This window comes from Blastococcus sp. SYSU DS0541 (assembly GCF_054050875.1).
This window is the reverse complement of sequence record NZ_JBJHAD010000017.1, coordinates 14,227-38,702: the sequence shown is the minus strand read 5'-3', so window position 1 is coordinate 38,702 and position 24,476 is coordinate 14,227. Positions and strand designations below refer to the sequence as shown.

Annotated in this window: 22 protein-coding genes; 11 read left to right on the top strand and 11 right to left on the bottom strand. The window is 73.7% G+C overall.

Annotated elements, in window-relative coordinates; all coding sequences use genetic code 11:
- The first annotated feature begins 20 nt into the window (after positions 1-20).
- Positions 21-344, top strand: coding sequence for a glycerol dehydratase reactivase beta/small subunit family protein (locus ACI794_RS16925; RefSeq protein ID WP_456582455.1), 324 nt, complete (start codon positions 21-23; stop codon positions 342-344).
- A gap of 50 nt (positions 345-394) precedes the next feature.
- On the opposite strand, the gene ACI794_RS16920 is transcribed toward ACI794_RS16925, so the two are convergent.
- The 3 genes from ACI794_RS16920 to folP all read right to left on the bottom strand — a co-directional run bounded on the left by ACI794_RS16920 (position 395) and on the right by folP (position 3,503).
- Positions 395-1,993 carry a 4-coumarate--CoA ligase family protein gene (locus tag ACI794_RS16920; protein ID WP_456600780.1) on the bottom strand — a complete coding sequence of 533 codons (1,599 nt, stop codon included), beginning with the start codon at positions 1,991-1,993 and terminating at the stop codon, positions 395-397.
- Positions 1,994-2,080: 87 nt separating this feature from the next.
- Positions 2,081-2,506: a PaaI family thioesterase gene (locus ACI794_RS16915; protein ID WP_456582453.1), complete on the bottom strand. Its 426-nt coding sequence runs from the start codon at positions 2,504-2,506 to the stop codon at positions 2,081-2,083.
- 136 nt (positions 2,507-2,642) lie between these two features.
- Positions 2,643-3,503 (bottom strand): dihydropteroate synthase, encoded by an 861-nt coding sequence (gene folP / locus ACI794_RS16910; RefSeq protein WP_456616939.1) that lies wholly within the window; start codon positions 3,501-3,503, stop codon positions 2,643-2,645.
- 28 nt (positions 3,504-3,531) lie between these two features.
- Here folP and ACI794_RS16905 point away from each other — a divergent pair, with 28 nt between their 5' ends.
- Positions 3,532-4,035: a MaoC family dehydratase gene (locus ACI794_RS16905; RefSeq protein WP_456582451.1), complete on the top strand. Its 504-nt coding sequence runs from the start codon at positions 3,532-3,534 to the stop codon at positions 4,033-4,035.
- Positions 4,036-4,155: 120 nt separating this feature from the next.
- Here the strand turns inward: ACI794_RS16905 and ACI794_RS16900 are convergent, their stop codons facing one another.
- The 3 genes from ACI794_RS16900 to ACI794_RS16890 form a co-directional block, all read right to left on the bottom strand.
- A complete protein-coding gene (locus ACI794_RS16900) occupies positions 4,156-5,412 on the bottom strand; it encodes a serine hydrolase domain-containing protein (RefSeq protein WP_456600778.1) in 1,257 nt (418 codons plus the stop codon).
- A gap of 124 nt (positions 5,413-5,536) precedes the next feature.
- On the bottom strand, positions 5,537-5,821 hold the full coding sequence (locus ACI794_RS16895) for an HU family DNA-binding protein (protein WP_456582449.1): 285 nt from the start codon (positions 5,819-5,821) through the stop codon (positions 5,537-5,539).
- Between the two features lie 223 nt (positions 5,822-6,044).
- The gene (locus ACI794_RS16890) at positions 6,045-6,284 is read right to left on the bottom strand and encodes a hypothetical protein (RefSeq protein ID WP_456616938.1); all 240 of its coding nucleotides are present in this window, start codon (positions 6,282-6,284) and stop codon (positions 6,045-6,047) included.
- A gap of 132 nt (positions 6,285-6,416) precedes the next feature.
- Between ACI794_RS16890 and ACI794_RS16885 the strand changes: the two genes are divergently transcribed.
- Positions 6,417-9,167, top strand: coding sequence for a SpoIIE family protein phosphatase (locus ACI794_RS16885; protein WP_456616962.1), 2,751 nt, complete (start codon positions 6,417-6,419; stop codon positions 9,165-9,167).
- A 102-nt stretch (positions 9,168-9,269) separates the two neighbouring features.
- Here the strand turns inward: ACI794_RS16885 and ACI794_RS16880 are convergent, their stop codons facing one another.
- Both ACI794_RS16880 and ACI794_RS16875 read right to left on the bottom strand, forming a co-directional pair.
- Complete coding sequence (locus ACI794_RS16880; RefSeq protein ID WP_456616937.1) at positions 9,270-11,321, bottom strand: acyl-CoA dehydrogenase family protein; 2,052 nt, start codon at positions 11,319-11,321, stop codon at positions 9,270-9,272.
- Positions 11,318-12,079 (bottom strand): TetR family transcriptional regulator, encoded by a 762-nt coding sequence (locus tag ACI794_RS16875; protein ID WP_456600776.1) that lies wholly within the window; start codon positions 12,077-12,079, stop codon positions 11,318-11,320. Before ACI794_RS16875 ends, ACI794_RS16880 begins: the two co-directional genes overlap by 4 nt.
- A 61-nt stretch (positions 12,080-12,140) precedes the next feature.
- Between ACI794_RS16875 and ACI794_RS16870 the strand changes: the two genes are divergently transcribed.
- From ACI794_RS16870 to ACI794_RS16845, 6 genes are all read left to right on the top strand, one after another.
- Positions 12,141-13,436: an acetyl-CoA C-acetyltransferase gene (locus tag ACI794_RS16870; RefSeq protein ID WP_456582445.1), complete on the top strand. Its 1,296-nt coding sequence runs from the start codon at positions 12,141-12,143 to the stop codon at positions 13,434-13,436.
- Between the two features lie 78 nt (positions 13,437-13,514).
- Positions 13,515-14,870, top strand: a complete 1,356-nt coding sequence (locus ACI794_RS16865) for a 3-oxoacyl-ACP reductase (RefSeq protein ID WP_456616936.1) — start codon at positions 13,515-13,517, stop codon at positions 14,868-14,870.
- A complete protein-coding gene (locus ACI794_RS16860; RefSeq protein WP_456616935.1) occupies positions 14,870-15,739 on the top strand; it encodes a MaoC family dehydratase in 870 nt (289 codons plus the stop codon). The genes ACI794_RS16865 and ACI794_RS16860 overlap by 1 nt, the downstream gene beginning before the upstream one ends.
- Before the next feature lie 107 nt (positions 15,740-15,846).
- Complete coding sequence (locus ACI794_RS16855) at positions 15,847-17,061, top strand: acyl-CoA dehydrogenase family protein (protein ID WP_456616934.1); 1,215 nt, start codon at positions 15,847-15,849, stop codon at positions 17,059-17,061.
- A 197-nt stretch (positions 17,062-17,258) separates the two neighbouring features.
- The gene (locus tag ACI794_RS16850; protein ID WP_456616933.1) at positions 17,259-18,332 is read left to right on the top strand and encodes a class E sortase; all 1,074 of its coding nucleotides are present in this window, start codon (positions 17,259-17,261) and stop codon (positions 18,330-18,332) included.
- A gap of 20 nt (positions 18,333-18,352) precedes the next feature.
- Positions 18,353-18,511 (top strand): hypothetical protein, encoded by a 159-nt coding sequence (locus tag ACI794_RS16845; protein ID WP_456600771.1) that lies wholly within the window; start codon positions 18,353-18,355, stop codon positions 18,509-18,511.
- 3 nt (positions 18,512-18,514) lie between these two features.
- Here the strand turns inward: ACI794_RS16845 and ACI794_RS16840 are convergent, their stop codons facing one another.
- Genes ACI794_RS16840 through ACI794_RS16830 form a run of 3 tightly spaced genes read right to left on the bottom strand, consistent with a single transcriptional unit; the run spans position 18,515 to position 21,794 of the window.
- Complete coding sequence (locus ACI794_RS16840; protein WP_456616932.1) at positions 18,515-19,555, bottom strand: DUF1611 domain-containing protein; 1,041 nt, start codon at positions 19,553-19,555, stop codon at positions 18,515-18,517.
- Positions 19,552-20,574, bottom strand: a complete 1,023-nt coding sequence (locus ACI794_RS16835) for a dipeptide epimerase (protein WP_456616931.1) — start codon at positions 20,572-20,574, stop codon at positions 19,552-19,554. Before ACI794_RS16835 ends, ACI794_RS16840 begins: the two co-directional genes overlap by 4 nt.
- A 32-nt stretch (positions 20,575-20,606) precedes the next feature.
- Positions 20,607-21,794: a hydroxymethylglutaryl-CoA reductase gene (locus tag ACI794_RS16830; RefSeq protein WP_456616930.1), complete on the bottom strand. Its 1,188-nt coding sequence runs from the start codon at positions 21,792-21,794 to the stop codon at positions 20,607-20,609.
- Positions 21,795-21,968: 174 nt separating this feature from the next.
- Between ACI794_RS16830 and ACI794_RS16825 the strand changes: the two genes are divergently transcribed.
- Both ACI794_RS16825 and ACI794_RS16820 read left to right on the top strand, forming a co-directional pair.
- The gene (locus ACI794_RS16825) at positions 21,969-23,501 is read left to right on the top strand and encodes an ABC transporter substrate-binding protein (protein ID WP_456600767.1); all 1,533 of its coding nucleotides are present in this window, start codon (positions 21,969-21,971) and stop codon (positions 23,499-23,501) included.
- Positions 23,498-24,439: an ABC transporter permease gene (locus ACI794_RS16820; RefSeq protein WP_456601164.1), complete on the top strand. Its 942-nt coding sequence runs from the start codon at positions 23,498-23,500 to the stop codon at positions 24,437-24,439. The genes ACI794_RS16825 and ACI794_RS16820 overlap by 4 nt, the downstream gene beginning before the upstream one ends.
- Positions 24,440-24,476 lie beyond the last annotated feature (37 nt).

Genomic DNA, 24,476 nt, shown 5'->3' with positions numbered 1-24,476 from the left:
CGGCACCGGAGCCCCCGGCGGTGCTCGTGCACCGCCACGCGGATGCCGATGCCACGGTGCTGCGCGAGCTCCACGCCGGCATGGAGGAGGAGGGGGTGCCCACCCGCGAGGTCGTGCTGCCGCACGGATCCCCGGATGCCGTGGCGATGGCGCACGCCGCGGCGACCGACTCCCGGCTGGAGGTGGGGATCGGGGTGGACGCCGCCGGGGCGGTCGCGGTGCACCACGGGAAGCTCCCCGCGCGGCGCGCGGTGCTCGTCGTCGGGGCGGGCGCGGGACCGGTCGAGCTGCGCCGGGCCGGGCGGACGGCCGGGCGGGTGGTCAAGGGTCTGCCGCTGGGGTGAGGCCCCGGCACGTCGCCGTGCCGGGGCCCCACCGCCGTCGCGGGGCGTTCTCAGGCGCGGGCCTTGAGGTCCTTGCGCAGGATCTTGCCGGCTGCCGACTTCGGCACCTGCTCGATGAACTCGACGAAGCGGATCTTCTTGTGCGGGGCCACCTTCTCGGACATGTACGCCATGACGGCGTCCTCGGAGAGCTCCGAGCCCGGCGCGCGGACGATGAACGCCTTCGGCAGCTCCTCGCCGCTCTCCTTGTCCGGCACGCCGATGACGGCGGCGTCGGCGATCTCCGGGTGGTTGATCAGCACGGCCTCGAGCTCGGCCGGGGCCACCTGGTAGCCCTTGTACTTGATCAGCTCCTTGACGCGGTCGACGACCGTGTAGCAGCCGTTCTCGTCGACGACGGCGACGTCGCCGGTGTGCAGCCAGCCCTCGCTGTCGACGGTGCCGGCGGTGGCGTCGGGGTTGTTCAGGTAGCCCTTCATCACCTGCGGGCCGCGCACCCACAGCTCACCGCGCTCGCCCGGCGCGGCGTCCTGGCCGGTGCCCGGGTCGACCAGCCGGCACTCGGTGTTGGGCACCGCGTACCCGACCGAGCCCTTGGGCACCTCGCTGCTGACGCCCGGCGGCTCGGCGCCCGGGTCGGGCGTGGTGTGCGAGACCGGCGAGAGCTCGGTCATGCCGTAGCCCTGCCCGACGGTGACGCCGGTGTCGGCGCCCTTGCGCAGCCGGTCCTGGGCCGCCAGTGCGAGCTGCTCGTCGAGCGGGGCGGCGCCGGACAGGATCGAGGTCAGCGACGACAGGTCGTACTGGTCGACCACCGGGTGCTTGGCCATCGCCAGCAGGATGGGCGGCGCGACGAACGCGCGGGTGATCTTGTGGTCCTGGATGGTGCGGAGGAAGTCCTCCAGGTCGAAGCGCGGCAGCGTGACGACGGCGCCGCCCCACGCCAGCCCCTGGTTCATCAGCACGGTCAGGCCGTAGATGTGGAAGAACGGCAGGACGGCGATGATCCGCTCGTCCTCGCCCAGCCGGATCAGCGGGCGGCACTGCGCGACGTTGGCCACCAGGTTGCGGTGGGTCAGCATGACGCCCTTGGGCAGCCCGGTGGTGCCGCTGGAGTACGGCAGCGTGACCAGGTCGTTCGCCGGGTCGATGTCCACCTGGACCGACGGCGCGTCGGCGCCCAGCAGGTCGAACAGGTTGGCGTGCCCCTCGGCGCCGTCGAGCACGATGATCTCGTCCAGCGGCGTCTTCTCCGCGGCCGCCGTGGCGCGGTCCAGGAACAGCCCGATGGTGATCAGGATCTTCGCGCCGGAGTCCTTCAGCTGGAAGGCGATCTCGTCGGGCGTGTAGAGCGAGTTGATCGGGCTCATCACGCAGCCGGCTGCGGCGATGCCGTGGAAGACCACCGGGAACCACGGGGTGTTCGGGCAGAAGACGGCGACGACGTCGCCCTTGCGCAGGCCGCGGGCGTGCAGGTTGGCCGCGACCCGGTCGACGTACTGGGCCAGCTGGCCGTGCGTGATGACGTCGCCCTTGAGGCCGTCGATCAGGGCCGGTGCATCGGGCTTCTCCCGGCCGGCCGCCAGGACGAACTCGGGGACGGAGACGTTCGGGATCTCGACGTCGGGATACGGGCTCGACAGCGCCACGGGTGTTCCTCCTCGCATGGTGTGTGGCGCCAGTCTCACACCTGCGGTGTCCCCGCTCACAAGGGGGTTACCGGCGGGTTCGTCCGGTCAGCGGGGCCACAGCACCGACTGCGTGCACCGGAACAACGCGATGGTCTTCCCGGTGGCGGCGTTGCGGACGACGGCGTCCCACACCTGGGTGGTCCGCCCGGCGTGCACGTTGGTGGCCTCGCAGGTGAGCCGGCCCTCCCGCGCGGTGCTCAGGTGGTTGCTCTTGAGCTCGATCGTGGTGAACCCGCTGGCACCCTCGGGGAGCAGCGCGCGCGTGGGCAGGCCGCAGGAGGTGTCGGCGAGGGTGACGACGGTGCCCGCGTGCAGGTAGCCGTTGGGGGCGAGCAGCTCGGGCCGGACGTCGAGGTGGCTCGTCAGCCGACCGGGCTCGTGGGTGTCGACGACGATGCCGAGCAGGCCGGGGAGGGTGCCCGGCAGCAGGTCGTTGAGCTCGTCGGCGGTCAGGAACCCGGTGGCGGACATGGGAAGGGAACTTAGCTGCAGGGGTGCCCGCGAGGAGCGGGGCCCGAAGGGTCCCGGCGAGTGGGCGGCGCGCCCCGGCCCCTCCGCAGGGGCCCGCGCCGAGCCTGCGAGGCGTGGGCGGCAGGGGGGTCCTCTCTCACGCGAGGCCGCGGACGGTGCGCACCGGCGGGCGGGTGCCGCGGATCGAGGCGACCATGTCCAGCGTCTGCCGGGTCGGGGCGACGTCGTGGGCGCGGAACACCCGGGCGCCCAGCCAGGCGCTCACCGCGGTCGCGGCCAGCGTGCCGGTGAGCCGCTCGCCCAGCGGGACGTCGAGGGTCTCGCCGACGAAGTCCTTGTTCGACAGCGCCACGAGCACCGGCCAGCCGGTCGCGACGAGCTCGTCCAGCCGGCGGGTCGCCTCCAGCGAGTGCCGGGTGTTCTTGCCGAAGTCGTGCCCCGGGTCGACCAGCACGCGCTCGCGGTCCACCCCGGCGGCGACGGCGGCCTCGGCCAGCGTCGTCGTCCGCGTGACGATGTCGGCGACGACGTCGTCGTAGGCGACACGGTGCGGCCGGGTGCGCGGCGGCAGCCCACCGGCGTGGGTGCAGACGATGCCGGCGCCGGCCTCGGCTGCGACGACCGCCAGCGCCGGGTCCACGCCGCCCCAGGCGTCGTTCACCACGTCGGCGCCGGCGGCCAGCGCCTCGCGGGCGACCTCGGCCCGCCAGGTGTCGATGGAGATGGGCAGGGCGGGGTGCGCGGCGCGGATCGCGGCCACGAGGTCGACGGTCCGGCGCACCTCCTCGGCGGGGGAGACCTCCTCGCCGGGCGCGGCCTTCACGCCGCCGACGTCGACCATGTCCGCGCCCTCGGCGACCACCTGGTCCACCCGCGCGACGGCCGCGGCCAGCTCGTAGGTGGCCCCGCGGTCGTAGAACGAGTCGGGGGTGCGGTTGACGATCGCCATGACCACGAACGCGCCGTCCGGAACGTCGAGCGCCCCCAGTCGCAGCAACCCGCTCCCCGTCCCATGGTGGTGTGTGGTGGAGTCAGCCAACCAGACCGTGCACGAGGAGGCAGAGCAGATGGCGCAGACGACGGCCGAGGGCGTCGAGGGGGTCCAGGGCCTGGTGGGTCAGCACCTGGGCCACAGCGACTGGGTGACGATCACGCAGGAGCAGGTGAACCAGTTCGCCGAGGCGACCGGCGACCACCAGTGGATCCACGTCGACCCGGAGCGGGCGAAGAAGGAGAGCCCGTTCGGCGGGCCCATCGCCCACGGCTACCTGACGCTGTCGCTGCTGCCCGCGCTGATGCCGCAGATCGTCGAGATCACCGGCTTCCGGATGGGCGTGAACTACGGCACCGAGAAGGTGCGCTTCCCCTCGCCGGTGCCCGTCGGCGCGCGGGTGCGGGCCTCCGCCACGCTCGAGGCGGCGACGCCGTTCGAGGGCGGCATCCAGATGAACCTCGCCGTCACCGTGGAGGTCGAGGGCGGCAGCAAGCCGGCGATGGTCGCCACCGTCGTCTACCGCCGCTACCTCTGACCGGCGGGCGGTCGGCTCGCAACCGCCGTCCACCCTCACCGCCGGGCGTCCTCCCTCACCGCGCACCGCGAGGGAGGACGCCCGACGATCAGGCCACCTGGTCCCAGCGCCGGGGGCGGGTCAGGTGACGATCGCCTGGCTGATCAGCTGGCGCAGGTAGGTGCGGATCGGCAGCGTGCTCGAGGGCAGCAGCTGCGTGTAGAAGCCGACCGTCAGGTCCTCGACCGGGTCCACGTAGAACGCCGTCGACGCCGCCCCGCCCCAGCTGTAGTCGCCGACGCTGGAGACGACGCCGTAGCGCACCGGGTCGATCACCATCGAGACCCCGAGGCCGAAGCCCACCCCGCGCAGCGGCGTCTCGGCGAACAGCGGCCGGCCGAAGGTCTCCAGGTCCTGCCCGCCGGGGATGTGGTTCCTGACCATGTGGGCCAGCGTCCGCGGCCCGAGCAGCCGGCCGCCGTCGTAGGAGCCGCCGCGGCGCATCATCTCCGCGAACCGCAGGTAGTCACCGGCGGTGGAGACGAGCCCGCCGCCGCCGGAGAGGAACGCGGGCTTGCTCAGGGCCGCCTGGCCCATGGCGTCGAGCGGGGCGAAGCCCGTGGGCGCGCCCCCCGGCCGGCCGGGGGTGGCGGCGTAGAGCCGGGCCAGGGTGTCGGGGTCGTCCTCGGGGCGCAGCCCGAACGACGTGTTCGCCATGCCGAGCGGCGCGAAGATGCGCTGCTCGAAGAACTCGTCCAGCGGCTGCCCGGAGACGACCTCGACCAGCCGGCCCAGCACGTCGGTGGAGACGCCGTAGTTCCACTCGCTGCCGGGCTGGAAGACCAGCGGCACCGAGGCCCACTGCCGGCAGACCTCGGCGGAGTCCGCGCCGGGCGGGGTGCCCCACTCGTGGCCCATCGCGCGGTACATGGCGTCGACGGGGTGGGCGTGGTGGAAGCCGTAGGTGAGCCCCGACATGTGCGTGAGCAGGTGCCAGATCCGGATCGGCTCCACCTGCGGCGCGGTGACCGGCTTCATCGTCGACCCGGCCACGTACACGCGGGTCTCGGCGAACTCCGGCAGCCACCGCGAGATCGGGTCGGAGAGCTGGAAGGCGCCCTCCTCGTACAGCATCATCGCCGCGACCGAGGTGACCGGCTTCGTCATCGAGAAGATGCGCCACCGGGTGTCCAGCTCGACGGGGCGGCCGTGCTCGACGTCGCGGGAGCCGTAGCGCCCGACGTGCACCAGCTTCCCGTGGCGGGCGACCGTCACCAGGAAGCCGGGCAGCTGGCCCTCCTCGACGTAGCGGGCCAGCCGGCCGTCCAGGCGTCCCAACCGGGCGGGGTCCATGCCCACCTCTGCCGGGTCGGTGACCACCTGCAGTTCGTCGCTCACGCGCACCTCCGGGTCCCGGGCGCCGACCGCCGCCGGGCGACGCCTCGACCGCATCCTGGCTCACGGCGTTGTGAGCCCGGACACACGGGGTCGGCGTCGGCCCGGCTGCGGGCGCGACCCGGGGTCAGACCGGGACGGAGCTCGCGGCCTTCTTCAGGTTGGAGCCGGCGGTCACCTTGACGGTGTTGGCCGCGGGGATGTCGATCGACTCACCGGTCTGCGGGTTGCGGCCGGTGCGGGCGGAGCGCTGCGTGCGCTCGACCGTGATCAGCCCGGAGACGGCGACCTTCTCGCCACGCGTGATCGCGTCGACGAGCTCGTCCTGGAGGCCGGCGAGGACCGAGTCGACCGTCGAGGTCGGGACGTCGGCGCGCTTGGCGATGGCGGAGACCAGTTCAGCCTTGTTCATGGAGCAACCTTTCCGTAGGGGGTGGCGGTGCCGTGTCCTCGGCACGCAGCCGGCTCTTCACCCGGACGCGCGGGACGACACCGGGGTTCCCGCTCCCACGCCTGGCGGGGGTGCGAGCACCCGGTCTCGCGGGATTCCGGGCCGGGGGCACGGTGTCATGCCACCTGCAGGTCTGGCCAGTGGGGGGTCCTGGGAAACCCGGCAGACCCGCTGATCACAGCCGTCACGCGGTCCCGCGGCCCCTGCGGGCGGGCTCAGCCGCTCCTCGGGCGGGGTCGGTGCAGACGACGGGGGTGAAGCGGTGGGCGGCCGGGCGGGTGAGCGCCCTGCGCAGGGCGTCCCCGACACCGGTCGAGAGGTGCACCCGCAGCGAGACGGGGGCGGTGTGCACCTCGCCGGTCCGCGGGTCGCTCAGCCGCAGGGCCGCGGGCTGGCCGTGCGGTCCCGGCCCCTGCCGCCTCACCCCGCGGGGGGACGTCCTTCCGTGGCACACCGGGGACGCCGGTCCCGCGCCCGCGGCGCGGCGTGCCAGCATGTGCCAGGAACGTCCCCGGTCAGGGGGGCGCGGACGCCGGGCGGAGGATGCGTGGCCACGATGGGCGCCGCGGTCCCGGACGGTCGGTCCGAGGACGACCCGCTCACCGATCCGCTGCGGATCGCCGCGGCGCGCCGGCTGCTGCTGGAGGTCCGCGGCCCCGCGGCGTTCGACCGGCTCTCGGCGCTGACGGCCCGGGTGCTCGGGGTGGGGCACGTCAAGGTCACGCTCTTCACCGACCACGACGTCGTCGTCGGTGGGTACGGCCTCCCGGCCGGCGTGGTGGGCGGCCCGGCCCTCCTCACCGGCGCGCTCTCCGCCATCACGGTGCGCACCGGCCAGCCGCTGGTCGTCTCCGCCGCCACCGAGGACGCGCGGGTGGCCGACCTGCCCGCCGTCACGTCGGGGCAGGTGCTCTCCTACCTGGGCGCGCCGCTGACCGCCGTCTCGGGTCAGGTGGTGGGCGCGTTGGCGGCCTACGACGCCGAGCCGCGCACCTGGTCCGAGGACGCCGCCGAGCTGCTGGAGCAGCTGGCCGCCTCCGTCGTCGCCGAGCTGGAGCTCTCGGCCGCGCAGTCGGCGGTGGGCACCTCGCGGGCCTGGCTGGAGGTCGCGCTCGAGGCGAGCTCGGTGGGCATCTGGGAGCGCGACCTGCGCACGGGGACCATCCACTGGGACGACCGGTGCGCGGCGCTGTTCGGCCTGGACTCCGCGGTCGAGCTCGACTCGCTCGACGACGTCCTGGTCTCGCACGTGCACCCCGACGACCACGCCGCCATCGCCGAGGCCATGCGGGTCGCCGTGGAGGAGCGCGGTGACTACACCGTCGAGTTCCGGGCACTGCGCGAGGACGGCGTCACGCGGTGGGTGCTCGCCCGCGGGCGTGTGGTGGCCGACGTGACCGGCGCCCCGGCGCGGGTGCTCGGCACGGCCGTGGACATCACCGAGGCGCGCGGGCAGGCGCAGCGGCGGCTCACCGCGGTGCAGCGGGCCGCTGCGATCGCCGAGGTGGCGGCCGAGCTCGCCAACGCGGCGCGGCTGGACCAGCTCGCCGACATCGCGCTGCGCGGGGCCCAGGTGCTGGGTGCCGAGTCCAGCGCGCTGGCCGTCTTCGACTTCCCGGGCGGCCCGCTGCGGCTGCGCATGACCGGGAACATGGTGGCCGCGGTGGAGGAGAGCGCGCCGGAGGCGGGGGTGCTCGGCGACGGCGTCATCCTCCCCATGGACGACGCGCTGCCGGCCCAGCACGCGGCCCGGCACGGACGCCGGATCCTGCTCGACGACCGCGCCGAGGCGGTGGCCCGTTTCCCGGCGCTGGAGCCGGTCATCGAACTGCTGGGGCTGCACGCGCTGGCGACCATCCCGCTGCGGGTCGAAGGGCGGCTGCTCGGCTCGTTTCTGGTCGTCTGGACCAGCGCGCACACGTTCACCGGGGACGACGTCGAGGTGCTCGAGGCGCTGGCCGCGCAGATCGCGCTGAGCGTGTCGCGGCTGCAGTCCGACGCCGAGCGCGGTGCGGCGGTCGCGGCGATGGCGCAGGCCAACCAGCGGCTGCGGCTGCTCGCGGAGGCCGGGCGGGTGCTGTCGGGGACGCTGGACATCGACCAGCAGATCGGCCGGCTGGCCTCCCTCGTGGTGCCCGAGCTGGCCGACTGGTGCTGGATCGTGGTCACCGACGAGGCCGGCCGGCTGCACGGGGTGGCCAGCGGTCACCGGGACCCGGCGCGGCGCGAGGAGGTCCAGGCCTACGTGCGCGCGATGGTCGCCGAGATGACCGAGGAGGCCGCCGCGCGGCAGGTGACCGCCACCGGCCGCCCCGTCGTGCTGCCGGCCATCGACTGCGACCACGTGGCGCGCGCGCTGCCCGATCCCGTGACGCGGGAGCTCTTCTCCCGGCTGGGGGCCGCGTCCTCCGTCGTGGTGCCGCTGGTCGCGCGCGGGCAGGCGCTCGGCGCGCTGGGGCTGTTCACCGGGGAGCAGCGCGGGCCGCTCGGCGACGCCGAGGTGGACACGGCGGTGGAGATCGGCCGGCGGGCGGGGCTGGCCCTGCACCAGGCCCGGCTGTACGAGCAGCAGCGGGATCTGGCCGACGCGCTGCAGCGGAGCATGCTGACCGAGCCGCCGCAGCCGGAGCACTGCGAGATCGTGGTGCGCTACGTGCCGGCCGCCGAGGGCGCCGAGATCGGTGGCGACTGGTACGACGCCTTCCTCCAGCGCGGCGGCACGACGGTGCTGGCGATCGGCGACGTCGTCGGCCACGACACCCGGGCCGCGGCGGCGATGGGTCAGGTCCGCGGTCTGCTGCGGGGGATCAGCTACTCCAGCGGCGGCTCACCGGCCGAGGTGCTCACCGAGCTCGACCGCGCGGTCCAGGGGCTGGCGCTGAACACGATGGCGACGGCGCTGGTCGCCCAGCTGGACCCCGAGCCCGGCGACGAGGCCGGGCGCATGCGGCTGCGCTGGGCCAACGCCGGGCACCCGCCACCGGCGCTGCTCGCCTCGGACAGCAGTGTGGTGCTCCTCGACGGCAAGCAGGCGGACCTGCTGCTGGGCGTCGCGCCGGAGACCGTCCGCGAGGACCACGTCGCCGTCCTGGCCCCCGGCTCGACGGTGCTGCTCTACACGGACGGGCTGGTCGAGCGCCGCGACCGCGACATCGACGCGGGCACCGAGGAGCTGCTGGAGGTCCTCGGCGAGTGCGGCGGGTTGCCCCTCGACGAGCTCTGCGACCGCGTCCTGGAGCGGATGATCCTGCCGGACGCCGAGGACGACGTCGCCGTCCTCGCCGTCCGGCTCGTTCCCGAGGACTGACCCCGCACCGGGTGGATGCGCTGCCGGGCACCCCGGCCGCCGGACCCTCCCGTGCGGGGCCCCGGCCCGAGCGTGCGAGGGCCGGGGGGCACGGGGGTCCTCTTACTGTCCCGGCGGGACCTCGACGGCGGTCGCGGTGCCCTGGGGGGTGCTCGCGCCGGTCTGGGCCCGCAGCTCGGCGTCGCGGGCGGCCATCGCCTCCTGCCGGCCCGGCTCCTCCTCCAGGATCGCGGCGGCCTTCCAGCCGTCGGGGATCGCGAAGGCGTCGACCAGCGTGGTGATGTGCGGCCGCAGGGCCTTGAGCAGGCCGTTCACCGTCGCGGTCAGCGTCTTGCCCCGCGACGGGGTGAGCTGCCCGTGCTCGAGGAACCAGGCCTTGTCCTCCTCGATGGTGGACAGGGCGTACAGGTCGCAGACGGTGTCGAGCAGCGCCTTCGCGGCGGGGTCGGTGGTGCGGTCGACGGCGTCGACGAACGCCTCGAGGACGACCCGGTCGATGTGCGTCTGCGCCGTCTTCAGGACGTGGTCCTGGACGTCGTTGAACATGTCGAACGGGGCCATGCCCTCGATCGTCGAGTTCCTCCGCAGGCGGCGGATCGCGCCCTCGAGGGCGTGCTTCTCGCGGAACTCGAACATCTTGAGCTGCCAGCCGCGGTCGAGCATCGGCACCTCGTCGTCCCGGCCGGGGACGGCGTCGACGAGCCGCTGGATCAGCGCCCGCGCCGCCGTCCGCTCCAGGACGGTCTCGCGGACCATGTCGGCGACGAAGCCGATCCGGCCCCAGCCGTCGAGCGAGCCGAACGTGTCGCGGTAGCCGGTGAGCAGGCCCTTCGCCACCAGCTGCAGCAGGACGGTGTTGTCGCCCTCGAAGGTGGTGAAGACGTCGGTGTCGGCCTTGAGGTGGGGGAGCCGGTTCTCCTGCAGGTAGCCCGCGCCGCCGCACGCCTCACGGCACATCTGGATGGTGCGGGTGGCGTGCCAGGTCTGGGCCACCTTGAGGCCGGCGGCGCGGGACTCGAGCTCCCGCTGGGCGTGCTCGTCGACCTCCTGGCCGTGCTCGTGCACCGCCGTCTGGAGGTCGTGCATGGTGCTGACCAGCTCGCTCTGGGCGAAGTGCAGCGCGTAGGTCCTCGCCAGCGCCGGCAGCAGCTTGCGCTGGTGCACGAGGTAGTCGTTGATGACGATCTCGCGCTCCTCGCCGGGAGCGGCGAACTGGCGACGGCTGTTGCCGTAGCGGACGGCGATGTCGAGCGCCAGCTTGGTGGCCGACGCCGCCGAGCCGCCGACGCTGACCCGGCCCCGCACGAGGGTGCCCAGCATGGTGAAGAAGCGCCGGGTCTCGTTCTCGATGCTCGAGGTGTAGCTGCCGTCCGCGGCGACCTGGCCGTAGCGGTCGAGCAGCATGTCCCGCGGCACGGCCACGTGGTCGAAGGTGAGCCGGCCGTTGTCCACGCCGAGCAGCCCGGCCTTGGGGCCGTCGTCGCCGATGGTGACGCCGGGCATCGGGTTGCCGTCCTCGTTCCGGATCGGCACCAGCCAGGCGTGCACCCCGTGGTTCCTCCCCTGGCTGACCAGTTGCGCGAAGACCACCGCCATCCGGCCGTCCCTCGCCGCGTTGCCGATGTAGTCCTTGCGCGCCGCCTCGTGCGGGGTGTGCAGGTCGAACGTCTGCGTCGCGGGGTCGTAGGTGCACGTGGTCCGCAGCTGCTGGACGTCGGAGCCGTGCCCGGTCTCGGTCATCGCGAAGCAGCCGGGCAGGTCGAAGCTCATGATGTCGCGCAGGTAGGTCTCGTGGTGCCGGCGCGTGCCGAGCAGCTGCACCGCCCCGCCGAACAGGCCCCACTGGACGCCGGCCTTGACCATGAGCGAGAGGTCGACGAAGGCCAGCATCTCGATGGAGACGACCGAGCCGCCGGCGTCGGCCTCGCCGCCGAACTCCTTGGGGAAGCCGAGGGTGACCCGGCCGGACTCCGCGAGCTTCGCCGCCATGCGGGTCACCCGCTCCCGCGCCTCGGCCATCGACTCGCCGTAGACCGGGAGCATCTCCGGGTCGTGCAGGTTCTCGCGGGCGTCGCGGCGCACGTGCGCCCAGCGGCCGTCGAGCGCCTCCTGGAGGCGGGCCGGGTCGACCGTGGGGGGCAGGGTGCTCGTCACAGGTCCTCCTTGCGGGGTTCGGGGGTCGCGACGCCGGAGAGTCCGGCCCAGGCGAGTTCGGTGAGGTGGGCGGCCAGGTCGCGACGCGGCATGGGGCGGCCGGCGCGCAGCCACCAGTCGGCGGCGGCGCGGACCAGGCCGACGACGGCGTGGCCCCAGGGCGCGGCGGCGACCGGGTCGCGGCCGGCCCGTTCGAGCGCCGGGGCCAGGATCGCGGCCGCCTGGTCACCGACGAGGTCGGAGAGGCCGGTGATCGGGTCGTCGGCGTCGGCCGGGCCGGTCGGGCCGTGGACGACGAAGCGGTACAGCTCCGGATCGGCCTCGAGGAACGCCAGGTAGGCCTCGACGGCGGCGCCGAGCATGTCGCGCGGCTGGTCGGAGCTGCCCATCGCGGCGCGCAGCGTCGGCACCAGCTGCTCGGCGACCCGGGTGCAGACGGCGACGTGCAGGTCGCTGCGGTCGGCGAAGTGCCGGTAGACGACGGTCTTGCTGGTGCCGGCCACGGCCGCGATCTCGTCCATGCCCACGCCGGCGCCGTGCCGGCCGACCGCGACGACCGCCGCGTCGACCAGCGCGGCCCGGCGGGCGCGGCGGTGCTCGTCCCACCGGGAGTCGCGCCGGTCGCGCGGGGCGGCCGCACGGGCGGCGGCCGCCCCCGCCCGGTGCTCGGCGCGCCCCTGGGTGTCCCCGCCGGCCCGCCGCCGGCGGCCGGCCGGGGCCTCCGGCTGCGACGACGGGTCCATCGCCTCGAGTTTCACGGCACCGACGGTACCGGGTACTGTCGGTACCGGCCACCCATCCCCCACCACGGAGGTCCCCATGGCTGAGAACGCGAAGCCCGCCACCCGCCGGGCGGCGATCGTCGGCGGCAACCGGATCCCGTTCGCGCGGTCCAACACCGCCTACGCCCAGGCGTCCAACCAGGACATGCTCACCGCGACCCTCGACGGGCTCGTCGCCCGCTTCGGGTTGCAGGGCGAGTCGGTGGGCGAGGTCGTCGCCGGCGCCGTCCTCAAGCACGCGCGCGACTTCAACCTCACCCGCGAGGCGGTGCTCGGCTCGAAGCTGTCGCCCACCACGCCGGCCTACGACGTCCAGCAGGCCTGCGGCACCGGGCTGGAGGCCGCGATCCTCGTCGCCAACAAGATCGCGCTGGGCCAGATCGAGTCCGGGATCGCCGGCGGGGTGGACACCACCTCCGACGCGCCGCTGGCCGTGGGGGAGGACCTCCGCCGCGTGCTCATCTCGCTCAACAGCGCGAAGACGGTGCAGGACCGGCTGAAGGCCCTCGCACGGATCCGCCCGGGCATGCTGGCGCCCGAGATCCCGCGCAACGCCGAGCCGCGCACCGGCCTGGCCATGGGCGACCACGCCGCGATCACCGCGGAGGAGTGGGAGATCGGGCGCGAGGAGCAGGACGAGCTCGCCGCCCGTTCCCACCGGAGCATGGCTGCCGCCTACGAGCGCGGCTTCTTCGACGACCTGGTGACGCCGTTCCTCGGCCTCGCCCGCGACAACAACCTGCGCCCCGACTCGAGCGTCGAGAAGCTGGCGAAGCTGACGCCGGTCTTCGGCAAGGGCGAGCGCGCCACGATGACCGCGGGCAACTCGACGCCGCTCACCGACGGGGCCTCGGCCGTGCTGCTGGCCTCCGACGAGTGGGCGCGGGCCAAGGGGCTGCCGGTGCTGGCCCACCTCGTCGATGCGCAGACCGCCGCCGTCGACTACGTGCACGGCGGCGAGGGCCTGCTCATGGCCCCGGTCTACGCCGTGCCGGTGATGCTGGCCCGCAACGGCCTGACCCTGCAGGACTTCGACTTCTACGAGATCCACGAGGCGTTCGCGTCCACCGTGCTCGCGACGATGAAGGCCTGGGAGGACCCCGCGTTCTGCAAGGACAAGCTGGGCCTCGACGCGCCGCTGGGACCGATCGACCGGGCGAAGCTGAACGTCAACGGCTCGTCGTTGGCCGCCGGGCACCCGTTCGCCGCGACCGGCGGCCGGATCGTGGCGAGCCTGGCCAAGATGCTGCACGAGGCGGGCCCGGGCAAGCGCGGCCTGATCTCCATCTGCGCCGCCGGCGGTCAGGGCGTCGTCGCGATCCTCGAGTCCTGACCCACACACCTCCGGTGGGGAACCGGACGGCCTCCGGCCGCACCCCACCCGCACACCTCCGGAAGAAGAGAGCTCTCAGTGGCTGACTGGTACACGAACTTCGCCAACTCCGGCTTCGGCACCACCCTCACCAAGCAACTGGGCCTGCCGCGCCCGGTCGAGCTCCGCCGCTACGAGCCCGGGGAGCCCCTGCTCCCGGGCCCGGTGGTGGTCGGCTCGGCCGGCGCGGGCCGGCTGGGCGAGACCGTGACCGCCGTCCTCCGGGACGCCGGGGTGACCGTGCAGTCGCCGGTGACCGCCGACGGGGCGGCCGACGGCGAGAAGCTCGGCGCGGTGGTCCTCGACGCCACGGGGCTGGCCTCGCCGGGCGACCTGGCCGGCGCGCGCGACGTCCTGGCCCCGGTGATCAAGCGGCTGCGGGCCTCCGGGCGGGTGCTGGTCCTCGCCGACCCGCCGGCGGATGCCGCCACCCCGGCGCAGGCGGCGGCACGCCAGGCCGTGGACGGACTGGTCCGGTCCATCGGCAAGGAGCTGCTCAACGGCTCGACGGCGAACGCGCTCGTCGTGCCCGACGGCGCCGAGGGCTCGCTCGCCGCGCCGCTCCGCTTCTTCCTCTCCGGCCGTTCCGCCTACGTCGACGGCCAGCTGCTCACCCTCTCGGCGGCGGACGTCCCGGCGAACCCCGACGAGGAGCGGCCGCTGGCCGGCAAGGTCGCCGTCGTCACCGGTGCGGCGCGCGGCATCGGCGCCGCCATCGCGAAGGTCATGGCCCGCGACGGCGCGCACGTGGTCGCCGTCGACGTCCCCGCCGCCGGGGACGCCCTGGCCCGGGTGGCCAACGAGATCGGGGGGACGTCGCTGCAGCTCGACATCACCGCCGCGGACGCCGCGCAGCGGCTCGTCGAGCACCTGCGGGAGCGGCACGGGGGCGTGGACGTCGTCGTCCACAACGCCGGCATCACCCGCGACAAGCTGCTGGTGAACATGGACGCCGCCCGCTGGGACACCGTCATGGCGGTCAACCTGCAGGCGCAGCTGGACCTCACGCAGGCGCTGCTGGACGCCGACGGCGTGCTGAGGCCGGGCGCCCGCGTCGTCTGCGTCTCCTCGCAGTCGGGCATCGCCGGCAACCGCGGCCAGACCAACTACGCGGCGAGCAAGGCCGGCGTCCTCGGCATGGTGCGGGCCTGGGCGCCTGAGTTCGCCGGCCGGGTCGCCACGATCAACGCCGTCGCGCCGGGCTTCATCGTCACCGAGATGACGGCGAAGATGCCCTTCGGCACACGGGAGATCGGGTCGCGGATCAACTCGCTGCAGCAGGGCGGGCTGCCGGTCGACGTCGCCGAGACGATCGCCTGGCTGGCGCAGCCGGCCAGTGCCGGGGTCAACGGCCAGACCGTGCGGGTCTGCGGCCAGTCGCTGCTGGGGGCCTGATGGCCGAGTCCTCCGCTGCACGCACCGTCCTGGACGGGCCGCCGAACATGACGGCGCTCTTCGCCCGGGCCGCGCTCACCGCGCGCGGCCGGGGCGGGGACCTGCCCGACACCCGCGTCGCGCGCACCGGCGTGACCGTGGACCCGGCCGACCTCGCCGCGTACGCGCGGGTCTGCGGCTTCCCGCTCGCCGACACGCTGCCGGCGACCTACCCGCACGTGCTGACCTTCCCGCTGCAGCTGGCGCTGATGAGCGACCGCGCGTTCCCGCTCGCCCTGCCCGGGCTGGTGCACGTGCGCAACCGCATCGACCTGCTGCGCCCGATCGCCACGACCGGGGCGCTCGACCTCGAGGTGTGGGCGGAGCGGTTCGCGCGGCACCGGAGCGGGGTGACCGTCGACCTCTGCGCGTCGGTGCGCGCCGGCGGCGCCGAGGTCTGGCGCTCCCGGTCGACGTACCTGGCGCGCGGGGCGGCCGCACCCGACGGCGCGCCGGAATCCGATGTGACGGTGACGGTGGGCAGCCTGGAGCGGGCGGTCGCCACCTGGCGGGTCCCCGACGACGCCGGTCGCCGCTACGCCAAGGTCTCGGGTGACGTGAACCCGATCCACCTCTCGGGGCTGTCCGCCAAGGCGTTCGGCTTCAAGCGGGCGATCGCGCACGGCATGTGGGTCAAGGCCCGCGTGCTGGCGGCGCTGGAGAACCGGCTGCCCGACGCGTTCACGGTCGACGTCGCCTTCCGCAAGCCGCTGTTCCTGCCCTCCACGGTCACGCTCGCCACGGAGCAGGCCCAGGGTGGCTGGGACGCCGCCGTCCGCAACGCGGCGAGCGGCACCGAGCACCTCGTCGCCACCATCCGCCCCCTGTGACCTGAGCGCACCCCCTCGTTGATCATCGGCGTCTGGTCGGCCGACACGCCGCTGGGCGCAGCCGGATGCCGATGATCAACGCGACGGACCGAATCGAGGAGCTCCGCATGGCCGTGTCGTTCGACCTCACCGAGGACCAGCTCGAGCTGCAGAAGTGGGTGCACGAGTTCGCCGCGGACGTCGTCCGCCCGGCCGCGCACGAGTACGACGAGCGGGAGGACTTCCCGTGGGAGGTCCTGCAGGAGGCCGCGAAGATCGGCCTGTATTCGCTGGACTTCTTCGCCACCCAGTGGTTCGACGAGTCCGGTCTCGGCATCCCGCTCACCATGGAGGAGCTCTTCTGGGGCGACGCCGGGATCGGGCTGGCGATCGTGGGGACGACGCTCGCCGCCGCCTCCGTGCGGGCGAACGGCACCGACGAGCAGGTCGGGCAGTGGATCCCCGCGATGTTCGGGACCGAGAGCGAACCGAAGGTGGCCGCCTTCTGCTCCAGCGAGCCCGACGCCGGCTCCGACGTCGGGGCCATGCGTACCCGGGCCGTCTACGACGAGGCGACCGACGAGTGGGTGCTCACCGGCACCAAGACCTGGGCCACCAACGGCGGGATCGCCGACATCCACGTGGTCACCGCCGTCGTCGACCCGGAGCTGAAGGCGCGCGGGCACGCGAGCTTCGTCGTCCCGCCGGGCACGAAGGGCATCAGCCAGGGCCAGAAGTTCCTCAAGCACGGCATCCGCGCCTCGCACACCGCCGAGGTGGTGCTGGACGGCTGCCGCGTGCCCGGTGACTGCCTGCTCGGCGGGCGGGAGAAGCTCGAGGAGCGGCTGGCCCGCGCGCGCGAGGGCGTGCGGAGCGGGCGCACCCAGCCCTCGATGGCGACCTTCGAGCGCACCCGCCCCGCGGTCGGCGCCCAGGCGGTCGGGGTGGCGCGGGCCGCCTACGACTACGCGCTGGACTACGCCAAGCAGCGGGTGCAGTTCGGCCGGCCGATCATCGAGAACCAGGCGATCGCCTTCATGCTCGCCGACATGAAGACCTCGATCGACGCGGCCCGCCTGCTGGTGTGGCGCGCGGCGTGGATGGCCCGCAACGGCCAGCAGTTCACTGCCGCCGAGGGCTCGATGTCGAAGCTGGTGGCAGGGGAGACGGCCGTGCGCGTGACGGAGAAGGCCATGCAGATCCTCGGCGGCAACGGCTACACCCGCGAGTACCCCGTCGAGCGGATGGCGCGCGACGCGAAGATCTACACGATCTTCGAGGGCACCTCGGAGATCCAGCGCCTGGTCATCGCCCGCGCCATCTCCGGCGTGCAGCTCCGCTGACGGGCAGCCGACCGGGCAGCTGTGTCCTGGTGTCGCGCTCTGCCCACGTGGGCGGGGCAGAGCGCGACCGTCGTCCGGGTGTGGTGACGTCGGCCCGTGCCCGGCGCGTCGCATCACGCTGAGCAGCGGTTCCGTCACTTAACATCGGCCCGACGCGCCTTCGAGGGGCGCCGCAGCCGAACGACCGGGGGCACGGTATGGCGGACCCGGACCGGGGACGGCGCGAGGACGACACCCGTCCGGCGCTGCGGTGGGACGCCGGCGCCGACCCGGACGTCCTGTCGCTGACCGCCCGCCCGCCGGTGCCGCCGGTGGCCGGTCCGCGGCACGACGCGATCCCCGCACCCGACGGCGGCCCGGTCGGCACCGTGGCCGGGGCGCGCCCGGCCGAGCGCCCGTGGGACGACGGGCCGTGGGACGAGCACTGGGACGAGCTCACCGCGGACGACGGCACCTGGGACGACCCCTCCTCGGACGGCCGGTCCTGGCACGGCGCCTCCTGGCAGGACGAGGACGGCGAGGAGGAGGCCACCCCGCCCCGGCGCCGAGAGCCGCGGTGGCAGGTGGTGTCCCGCGGGATCGGCGAGCTGATGGTCACCGCCGGCCTGGTGCTGCTGCTCTTCGTCGTCTACGAGGTCTACGTCACCGACCTGCTCACCGAGCGGCGCCAGGACCAGCTGAGCGCCGAGCTGGAGGAGGAGTGGCGGAACGCCCCCACCGAGGCGGGCCTCGTCCAGGTCGAGATCGGCGACGCGTTCGGGGTCCTGCGCATCCCGCGGCTGGGCGAGGACTACGCCCGCGTGGTCCTGGAGGGCACCACCGAGGGCGAGCTCTCGCAGGGGCCCGGCCACTACGTCGGCACCGCGATGCCGGGGCAGCCCGGGAACGTCGCGCTCGCCGGCCACCGGGTGGGCAAGGGCTCGCCCTTCCTCGAGCTCGACGCGCTCGCCCCCGGCGATCCGATCGTCGTCGAGACCGTGGACACCTGGTTCGTCTACCGCGTACTGGGCGACCCGGCGACCGGCGATCTCGAGGCCGACCCGACCGGCATCCCCGGCCGGCACGTGGTCTCCCCCTCCGACGTGTCGGTGATCGCCCCGACACCGACCGCCGACCCGGCGGTCGGCCCGACCGGCGCCTACCTCACGCTCACCACCTGCCACCCGCGCTTCTCCGCGCGGGAGCGGCTGATCATCCACGCGCGGCTGGACGGCGCGGGCATTCCCAAGTCGGAGATGCCCGATGGCCCGCCGGCGCTGCGCGAGGGCTGATCCGGACACCGGAGGACCGCATGTACGGCTGGATCTGGCGGCACCTGCCCGGCGGCACGGGCCTGAGGGCGGCGCAGTCGCTCGTCCTCGCGCTCGCCGTCTGCGCCCTGCTGCTCTTCGTCGTCTTCCCGTGGGTGGAGCCGCAGCTCCCCTGGAACGACGTCACCGTCGACGGCTGATCGCTACCGGTCCAGAACGGCCAGCACGGCGTCGAGCACCCGGTCGGGGCCCCAGCGGACGACGTCGTCGGTGACCAGCCCGGTCTCTCCCGCGGCGGCGTCCACGGCACGCCGCGCGGCGACGTCGTCGAGCCCGGCGGTGTTCACGGCGACCGCGGCGACCCGCGCCGGGCGCACCCAGCCGGCGGCCTGCTCGTAGCCGCGCACGATCTCGGCGAGCGGGGGGAGCGCCGTGCCCGGGTAGTCGGCGATCGCGGTGCGCCCCGCCCGGTGGCACAGCACCAGCGCGTCCGCCGACGACCCGTGCAGCAGGCCGAGGGTCACGCCCGAGTAGGCCGGGTGGTAGATCGAGCCCTGCCCCTCCAGCCACAGCAGGTCACCCCGTCCGGCGCCCTCCCGCACCAGCCGGTCGGCGGCGCCGGCGGTGAAGTCGGAGATCACGTGGTCGACGGCCATGCCCCAGCCGGAGATCGCGACGCCGGTCTGCCCGGTGGCCACGAAGACCGAGCGCAGCCCCCGGTGCCGCGCGGCCCGGTCCAGCTCCAGGACGACGCTCATCTTCCCGATCGCGCAATCCGAGCCGACGGTGTGCACCACCCGGGCGCCGACCGGCCCGGTGAGCGGGACGCCGAGGTCGTCGGGGACCGCGCGCAGGTCGCGGATCGAGACCCCGGCCGCCCGGGCGGCGGCCGCCAGCTCCGGATCGGCGCCCAGGTCGGTGTGCAGCCCGGTCTCGACGTGCAGGCCGAGCCGGAGGGCGGTCAGCAGCGTCTCCCGCCAGGCGGCCGTCAGCCGGCCGCCGAGCGGTGCGACCCCGAGCAGCACCGTCGTCGCGCCGAGCTCCCGGGCGGCCGCGACGTCGGCGACCACGGGGGCGGGGGAGGCGCAGAAGGGGACGACGTCGACCGCCCGCCGCCCGGCGTGCGCGGGGTCGATCACGCAGACCACCTCGCGGGTGCCGTAGCGGAGCACCCCGTGCGCGGTCTTGGCGTAGGACTCCGACAGCTGCCCGCCGGTCAGGACGGCCAGCCGCTCCCCGCTCACGCCGCCTCCCCGGCCGGCTCGAGCCCGAGGCCGGGTGCGTCGGGCAGCACGACCCGCCCGGCCTCGAGCCCCAGACCCGTGAAGGGCTCGTCCGAGACGAGCAGGTGGGCGTCGAGGTCCACCAGGTCGGCCAGCGGGCCGAGCTGCGCCGCCTGGGCGATGCCGAGCTGCGACTCGATCATGCAGCCGAGCATCACCCGGAGGTCCAGCGCCGCGGCCGCCGCCAGCATCCGCTGCGCCTCGCGGATGCCCCCGCACTTGGCCAGCTTCACCACGATGCCGTCCGCGTAGCCGGCGACGGCGGGCACCGAGGCGAGGTCCTTGCAGCCCTCGTCGACGAACACCGGCAGCCGGTCGGGGAGCTCCCGGTAGCGGGCGAAGGAGTCCAGGTCGCCGGCGGGGAAGGGCTGCTCGACCATCTCGACGCCCAGCTCGCGCAGCCGCGGCAGCAGCTCGCGGGCCTGGTCGAACGTCCAGCCCTCGTTGCCGTCGATCCGCAGCCGGGCGTCGGTGACCGAGCGGATCGCCGCCAGCCGTTCCAGGTCGCCCGGCCCGCCCACCTTCACCTTGTAGACGGCGAACCCCGGGGCGCGCCGCACACGGGCGACCGTCTCCTCCACCGACGCGATGCCGATCGTGAAGCTGGTGGGCGGGAGGACCCCGTCCAGCCCCAGCAGCCGCCAGACCGGCTGCCCGTAGCGACGGCCCAGCCAGTCGTGCACCGCGCCGTCGAGAGCCATCTTCGCGCCCTGCGGGCCGTCCCAGGCCCGCAGCCGGCGGGCGATGCCCTCGACGTCGCGGAGGTCCCCGTCCAGGAGCGCGGGCCCGTCCGCGGCGACGGCGTCGGCCATCGCGGCCACCGACTCCCCCCAGTAGGCGACCGGCGCGCCCTCGCCGTACCCGCGGACGCCCCCCTCGTCGACCCGGACGACGAGCACCTCCTCGGTGTCCACGGAGGAGCGGGCGATCGTGAAGGTGTCGCGCAGGTGCAGCGTCAGGGGGCGGCAGGTCAGCTCCACCCGGGCAGTCTCGTGGCCGGGGCGGCCCGCGGCTACCGGTTGCGCCCGAGGGCGTCGTGGCTGGTGACCCAGTCACCGGCCAGGATCGCCGAGGTGAGCGAGATGTCGCCGGCCAGCACCACCCCGGCGCAGATCTCGGCGAACTTCTGCACCTTGTCCTTGCCGTAGCAACCGAGCACCTCCAGGCACTCGCGCTGGGTGGGCAGCCCCGTGCCCCCGCCGTACGTGGCGACGATGAGCGAGGTCAGCGTGGTCGACCAGTAGTAGTCGCCGTTCTCCAGCAGCTGGGTGTAGGTGACCCCGGAGTGCGACTCTGCGACGTTGGCGGCGTCCTGCCCGGTGGCGATGAACATGGCGGTCAGCCCGTTCGCGGCGTGCGCGCCGTTGTAGGCCGCCCCGGACATGAAGGCGCCGGCCATGCCGACCTGCCGGTACTCGAACAGCTGCCGGGTGCCCACGCCGGTGAGCCGCCGCAGCACCTCGTCGGGGATCGTCACCTCGGCGACGACGCGCTTGCCCCGCGTCATCAGCATGTTGATCTGCGAGTGCTTCTTGTCGGTGTCGATCGCGCCGGAGAGGACGTAGCGCGGGTGGTCGGGGTGGTTCTCGCGGATCCACTCGCAGGCGGCCAGCGTCGCCTTGCCGGTCATGTTCTGGCCGGCGGCGTCGCCGGTCGTGTAGTTGACCCGCAGGTACCGCAGCGGGCCGATCTGGTGCTGGCCGATGTAGGTCAGCTTCCCCGAGCGGGTCGTGGCCTCGGCCGCCGCCCGGATGCCGTCGACGTGCTCGTCCACCCAGCGGCCGAACTCCCGCGCCGCCAGGGCGTCCTCGAGCATGAAGGCGGGCGCGCGCTGCATGTGGTCGTCCACGACGGTGGTCCGCGCGCCGCCGCACTCGGCGATCAGCCGCATCCCGCGGTTGTAGCTGGCCACCAGCGTGCCCTCCGTCGTGGCCATCGGCACGAAGAAGTCGCCGCGGGCGTGCTCGCCCCGCAGCGTCAGCGGCCCGGCCAGGCCGAGGGGCACCTGGGCGACGCCGGTGAAGTTCTCGACGTTGCCGGGCAGCACGGCGGGGTCGATGGAGTACCGGCCGACGTGGTCGAGCCCGGCGCCGGTCTGCTCGGCGACGAAGGCCTGCCGCTTGTGCGCCATCTCGTCGGTGTAGTCGTGCTCCCGGTCGCGGGGGATGCGGGCGCGGTGCGGAGGACGGGCGTCGGTCATGGGGCACCTCGACGGGACGACGGTGTGACGCCTCGATTGTGAGGTGGCTCACTTCCCCCCGCGCGTCCACCGTCGGGTCTCGAACCGGCAACGATCCCTTGCCCCCGAGTCGCCAACCTGCGGGTACGGGAGCAAGGTCGGGGTGGACGACCTGCCCCGATCGCGGAGGTTCCCGTGCGCACCACTCGATTGATCTCCCTGGGCGCCGTCGGCGCGCTCGCCCTCAGTGCGTGCAGCGGTGGCGGCGAGAGCGTCGACACCGGTGCCGGCGGCGGCGGGGGCGGCGGCGGCGACGTGCTCGTGGCCGCGGTGAGCGCCCAGCCCGACCAGTTCGACCCGCACGTGACCAGCGCCTACCCGAGCTTCCAGGTGCTGGAGAACGTCTACGACACCCTCGTCGTCCCGAACGCGCAGGACCTGACGATGGAGCCGAGCCTCGCCACCGACTGGGAGGTCAGCGAGGACGGGCTGACCTGGACGTTCAACCTGCGGGAGGGCGTCACCTTCCACGACGGCAGCGAGTTCGACGCCGCGGACGTCGTCTACTCGTACAACCGGATCATCGACGAGGAGCTCAACAACGCCTACCGGTTCGCCACGGTCGAGAGCGTCGAAGCCGTCGACCCGCAGACCGTCGAGATCACCGTCAGCCAGCCGACGCCGAACCTGCCCGCCCTGATCGGCGCCTTCAAGGGCATGGCGATCCTGCCGGAGGGCGCCGCCGAGGAGTACGACCTCACGACCGAGGCGGTCGGCACCGGCCCGTTCACGCTGGAGAGCTCCGACGCCAGCAGCACCGAGCTCGCCGCCTACGAGGACTACTGGGGCGGCGCGCCCAGCATCGGCGGCGTCGAGTTCACCTACATCACCGAGCCGGCCGCGGCGCTGACCGCGCTGCAGAACGGCGAGGTGCAGTGGACCGACAACATCCCGCCGCAGCAGATCGAGTCCCTCGAAGGTGACGACGCCGTCGAGCTCGCGACCACGCCCAGCGTGGACTACTGGTACATGAGCATGAACTACGACCGGGAGCCCTTCGGCAACCCGCTGGTGCGCCAGGCGATCGCCACCGCCATCGACCGCGGTGCGGTGACCGAGGCGGCCCGGTTCGGGGCGGCGCAGCCCAACCAGACCGCCATCCCCGAGGACAGCTTCTACTACTACGACTACGCGCCCTTCGAGCCCAACGTGGAAGAGGCGACGGCGCTGCTCGAGCAGGCCGGGGTGCAGACCCCGATCACCATGGGGCTGATGGTCACCGACGAGTTCCCGGAGACCGTCACCGCCGCGCAGGTCATCGCCAGCCAGCTCGAGCCGATCGGGATCGAGGTGGACGTCCAGACCGTGGACTTCGCCACCTGGCTGGACCGGCAGGCGCAGGGTGACTTCGACGCCTTCATGCTCGGCTGGCTGGGCAACATCGACCCGTTCGACTTCTACCACGCCCAGCACATCACCGACGGCTCCAGCAACTACCAGGGTTACAGCAACCCGCAGGTCGACCAGCTGCTCACCCAGGCATCCACGGAGACCGACGAGAACGCCCGCAAGGAGCTCTACGACCAGGCCGCGAAGCTGATCGTGGACGACGTCTCCTACCTGTACCTCTACAACCCCGACGTCGTGCAGGCCTGGGCGCCAGGGCTCTCCGGGTACGAGATCCGGGCCGACAAGGCCATCAACTTCGAAGGCGTGGAGCTGCCCTGACCGGCTACGTCCTCCGGCGGATCGGCCAGTCCGCGGTCGTCCTCGCCGGAGTGAGCGTCATCGTGTTCGGCCTGGTGCACCTGGTACCAGGCGATCCGGTGCGGCTCGCGCTGGGCACCCGGTTCTCCCAGGAGAGCTACGACGCCCTGCGCGAGCGGTCGGGGCTGGACCAGCCGCTGTTCGAGCAGTTCTTCAGCTGGTTCGGCCGGGCGCTCACCGGCGACCTGGGGGTGAGCTTCCGCAGCGGCGAGACGGTGACCTCCCAGATCGCCGAGCGGCTGCCGGCGACGCTGACGCTGGCGCTCGCCTCCATCCTGGTGGCGCTGCTCATCGCCGTCCCGCTGGGCACGATCTCGGCGCTGCGCCCGCGCTCGCTCGTCGACCGCGCGGCCACCGTGATCAGTCAGTTCGGCATCTCGGTGCCGGACTTCTGGATGGGCATCGTGCTGATCCTGATCTTCGCCGGGACGCTGGGCTGGCTGCCCTCGGGCGGCTACGTCCCGCTCACCGAGGACCCGGGCGGGTGGCTCCAGCGGCTGCTCATGCCTGCGCTGGTGACCGGTGTGGTGTCGGGCTCGGTGATCACCCGGTTCGTGCGGTCCAGCATGCTCGAGGCCCTCGGCGCCGATCACGTGCGCACGGCGCAGGCCAAGGGGCTGCCGACGCGGCAGGTGTTCACCTGGCACGTGCTGCGGAACGCGCTGCTGCCGTTGGTCACGGTGACCGGCGTGCAGCTGGCCTACCTGCTGTCGGGGGTGGTGGTCGTGGAGATCGTCTTCTCGTGGCCGGGGCTGGGGCAGCTGGCGCTGCAGGCGGTCCAGGCCCGCGACTACCCGGTGCTGCAGGGCGCGATCCTGCTCTTCGCGCTGGTCTTCCTGGTGATCAACCTGGTGGTGGACCTGCTCTACACCGCCATCGACCCCCGGATCCGCCGATGATCCCCAGCCGAGTCCTGCTGCCGACCCCCAGCCGAGT

Excerpts from the sequence above, each read along its gene's own strand:
- ACI794_RS16885 (WP_456616962.1), top strand. The coding sequence starts at position 6,417 with ATGGGCGCCGCGGTCCCGGACGGTCGGTCCGAGGACGACCCGCTCACC.
- ACI794_RS16855 (WP_456616934.1), top strand. The coding sequence starts at position 15,847 with ATGGCCGTGTCGTTCGACCTCACCGAGGACCAGCTCGAGCTGCAGAAG.
- ACI794_RS16915 (WP_456582453.1), bottom strand. The coding sequence starts at position 2,506 with ATGTCCGCCACCGGGTTCCTGACCGCCGACGAGCTCAACGACCTGCTG.
- ACI794_RS16850 (WP_456616933.1), top strand. The coding sequence starts at position 17,259 with ATGGCGGACCCGGACCGGGGACGGCGCGAGGACGACACCCGTCCGGCG.
- ACI794_RS16845 (WP_456600771.1), top strand. The coding sequence starts at position 18,353 with ATGTACGGCTGGATCTGGCGGCACCTGCCCGGCGGCACGGGCCTGAGG.
- ACI794_RS16860 (WP_456616935.1), top strand. The coding sequence starts at position 14,870 with ATGGCCGAGTCCTCCGCTGCACGCACCGTCCTGGACGGGCCGCCGAAC.
- ACI794_RS16830 (WP_456616930.1), bottom strand. The coding sequence starts at position 21,794 with ATGACCGACGCCCGTCCTCCGCACCGCGCCCGCATCCCCCGCGACCGG.
- ACI794_RS16895 (WP_456582449.1), bottom strand. The coding sequence starts at position 5,821 with ATGAACAAGGCTGAACTGGTCTCCGCCATCGCCAAGCGCGCCGACGTC.
- ACI794_RS16870 (WP_456582445.1), top strand. The coding sequence starts at position 12,141 with ATGGCTGAGAACGCGAAGCCCGCCACCCGCCGGGCGGCGATCGTCGGC.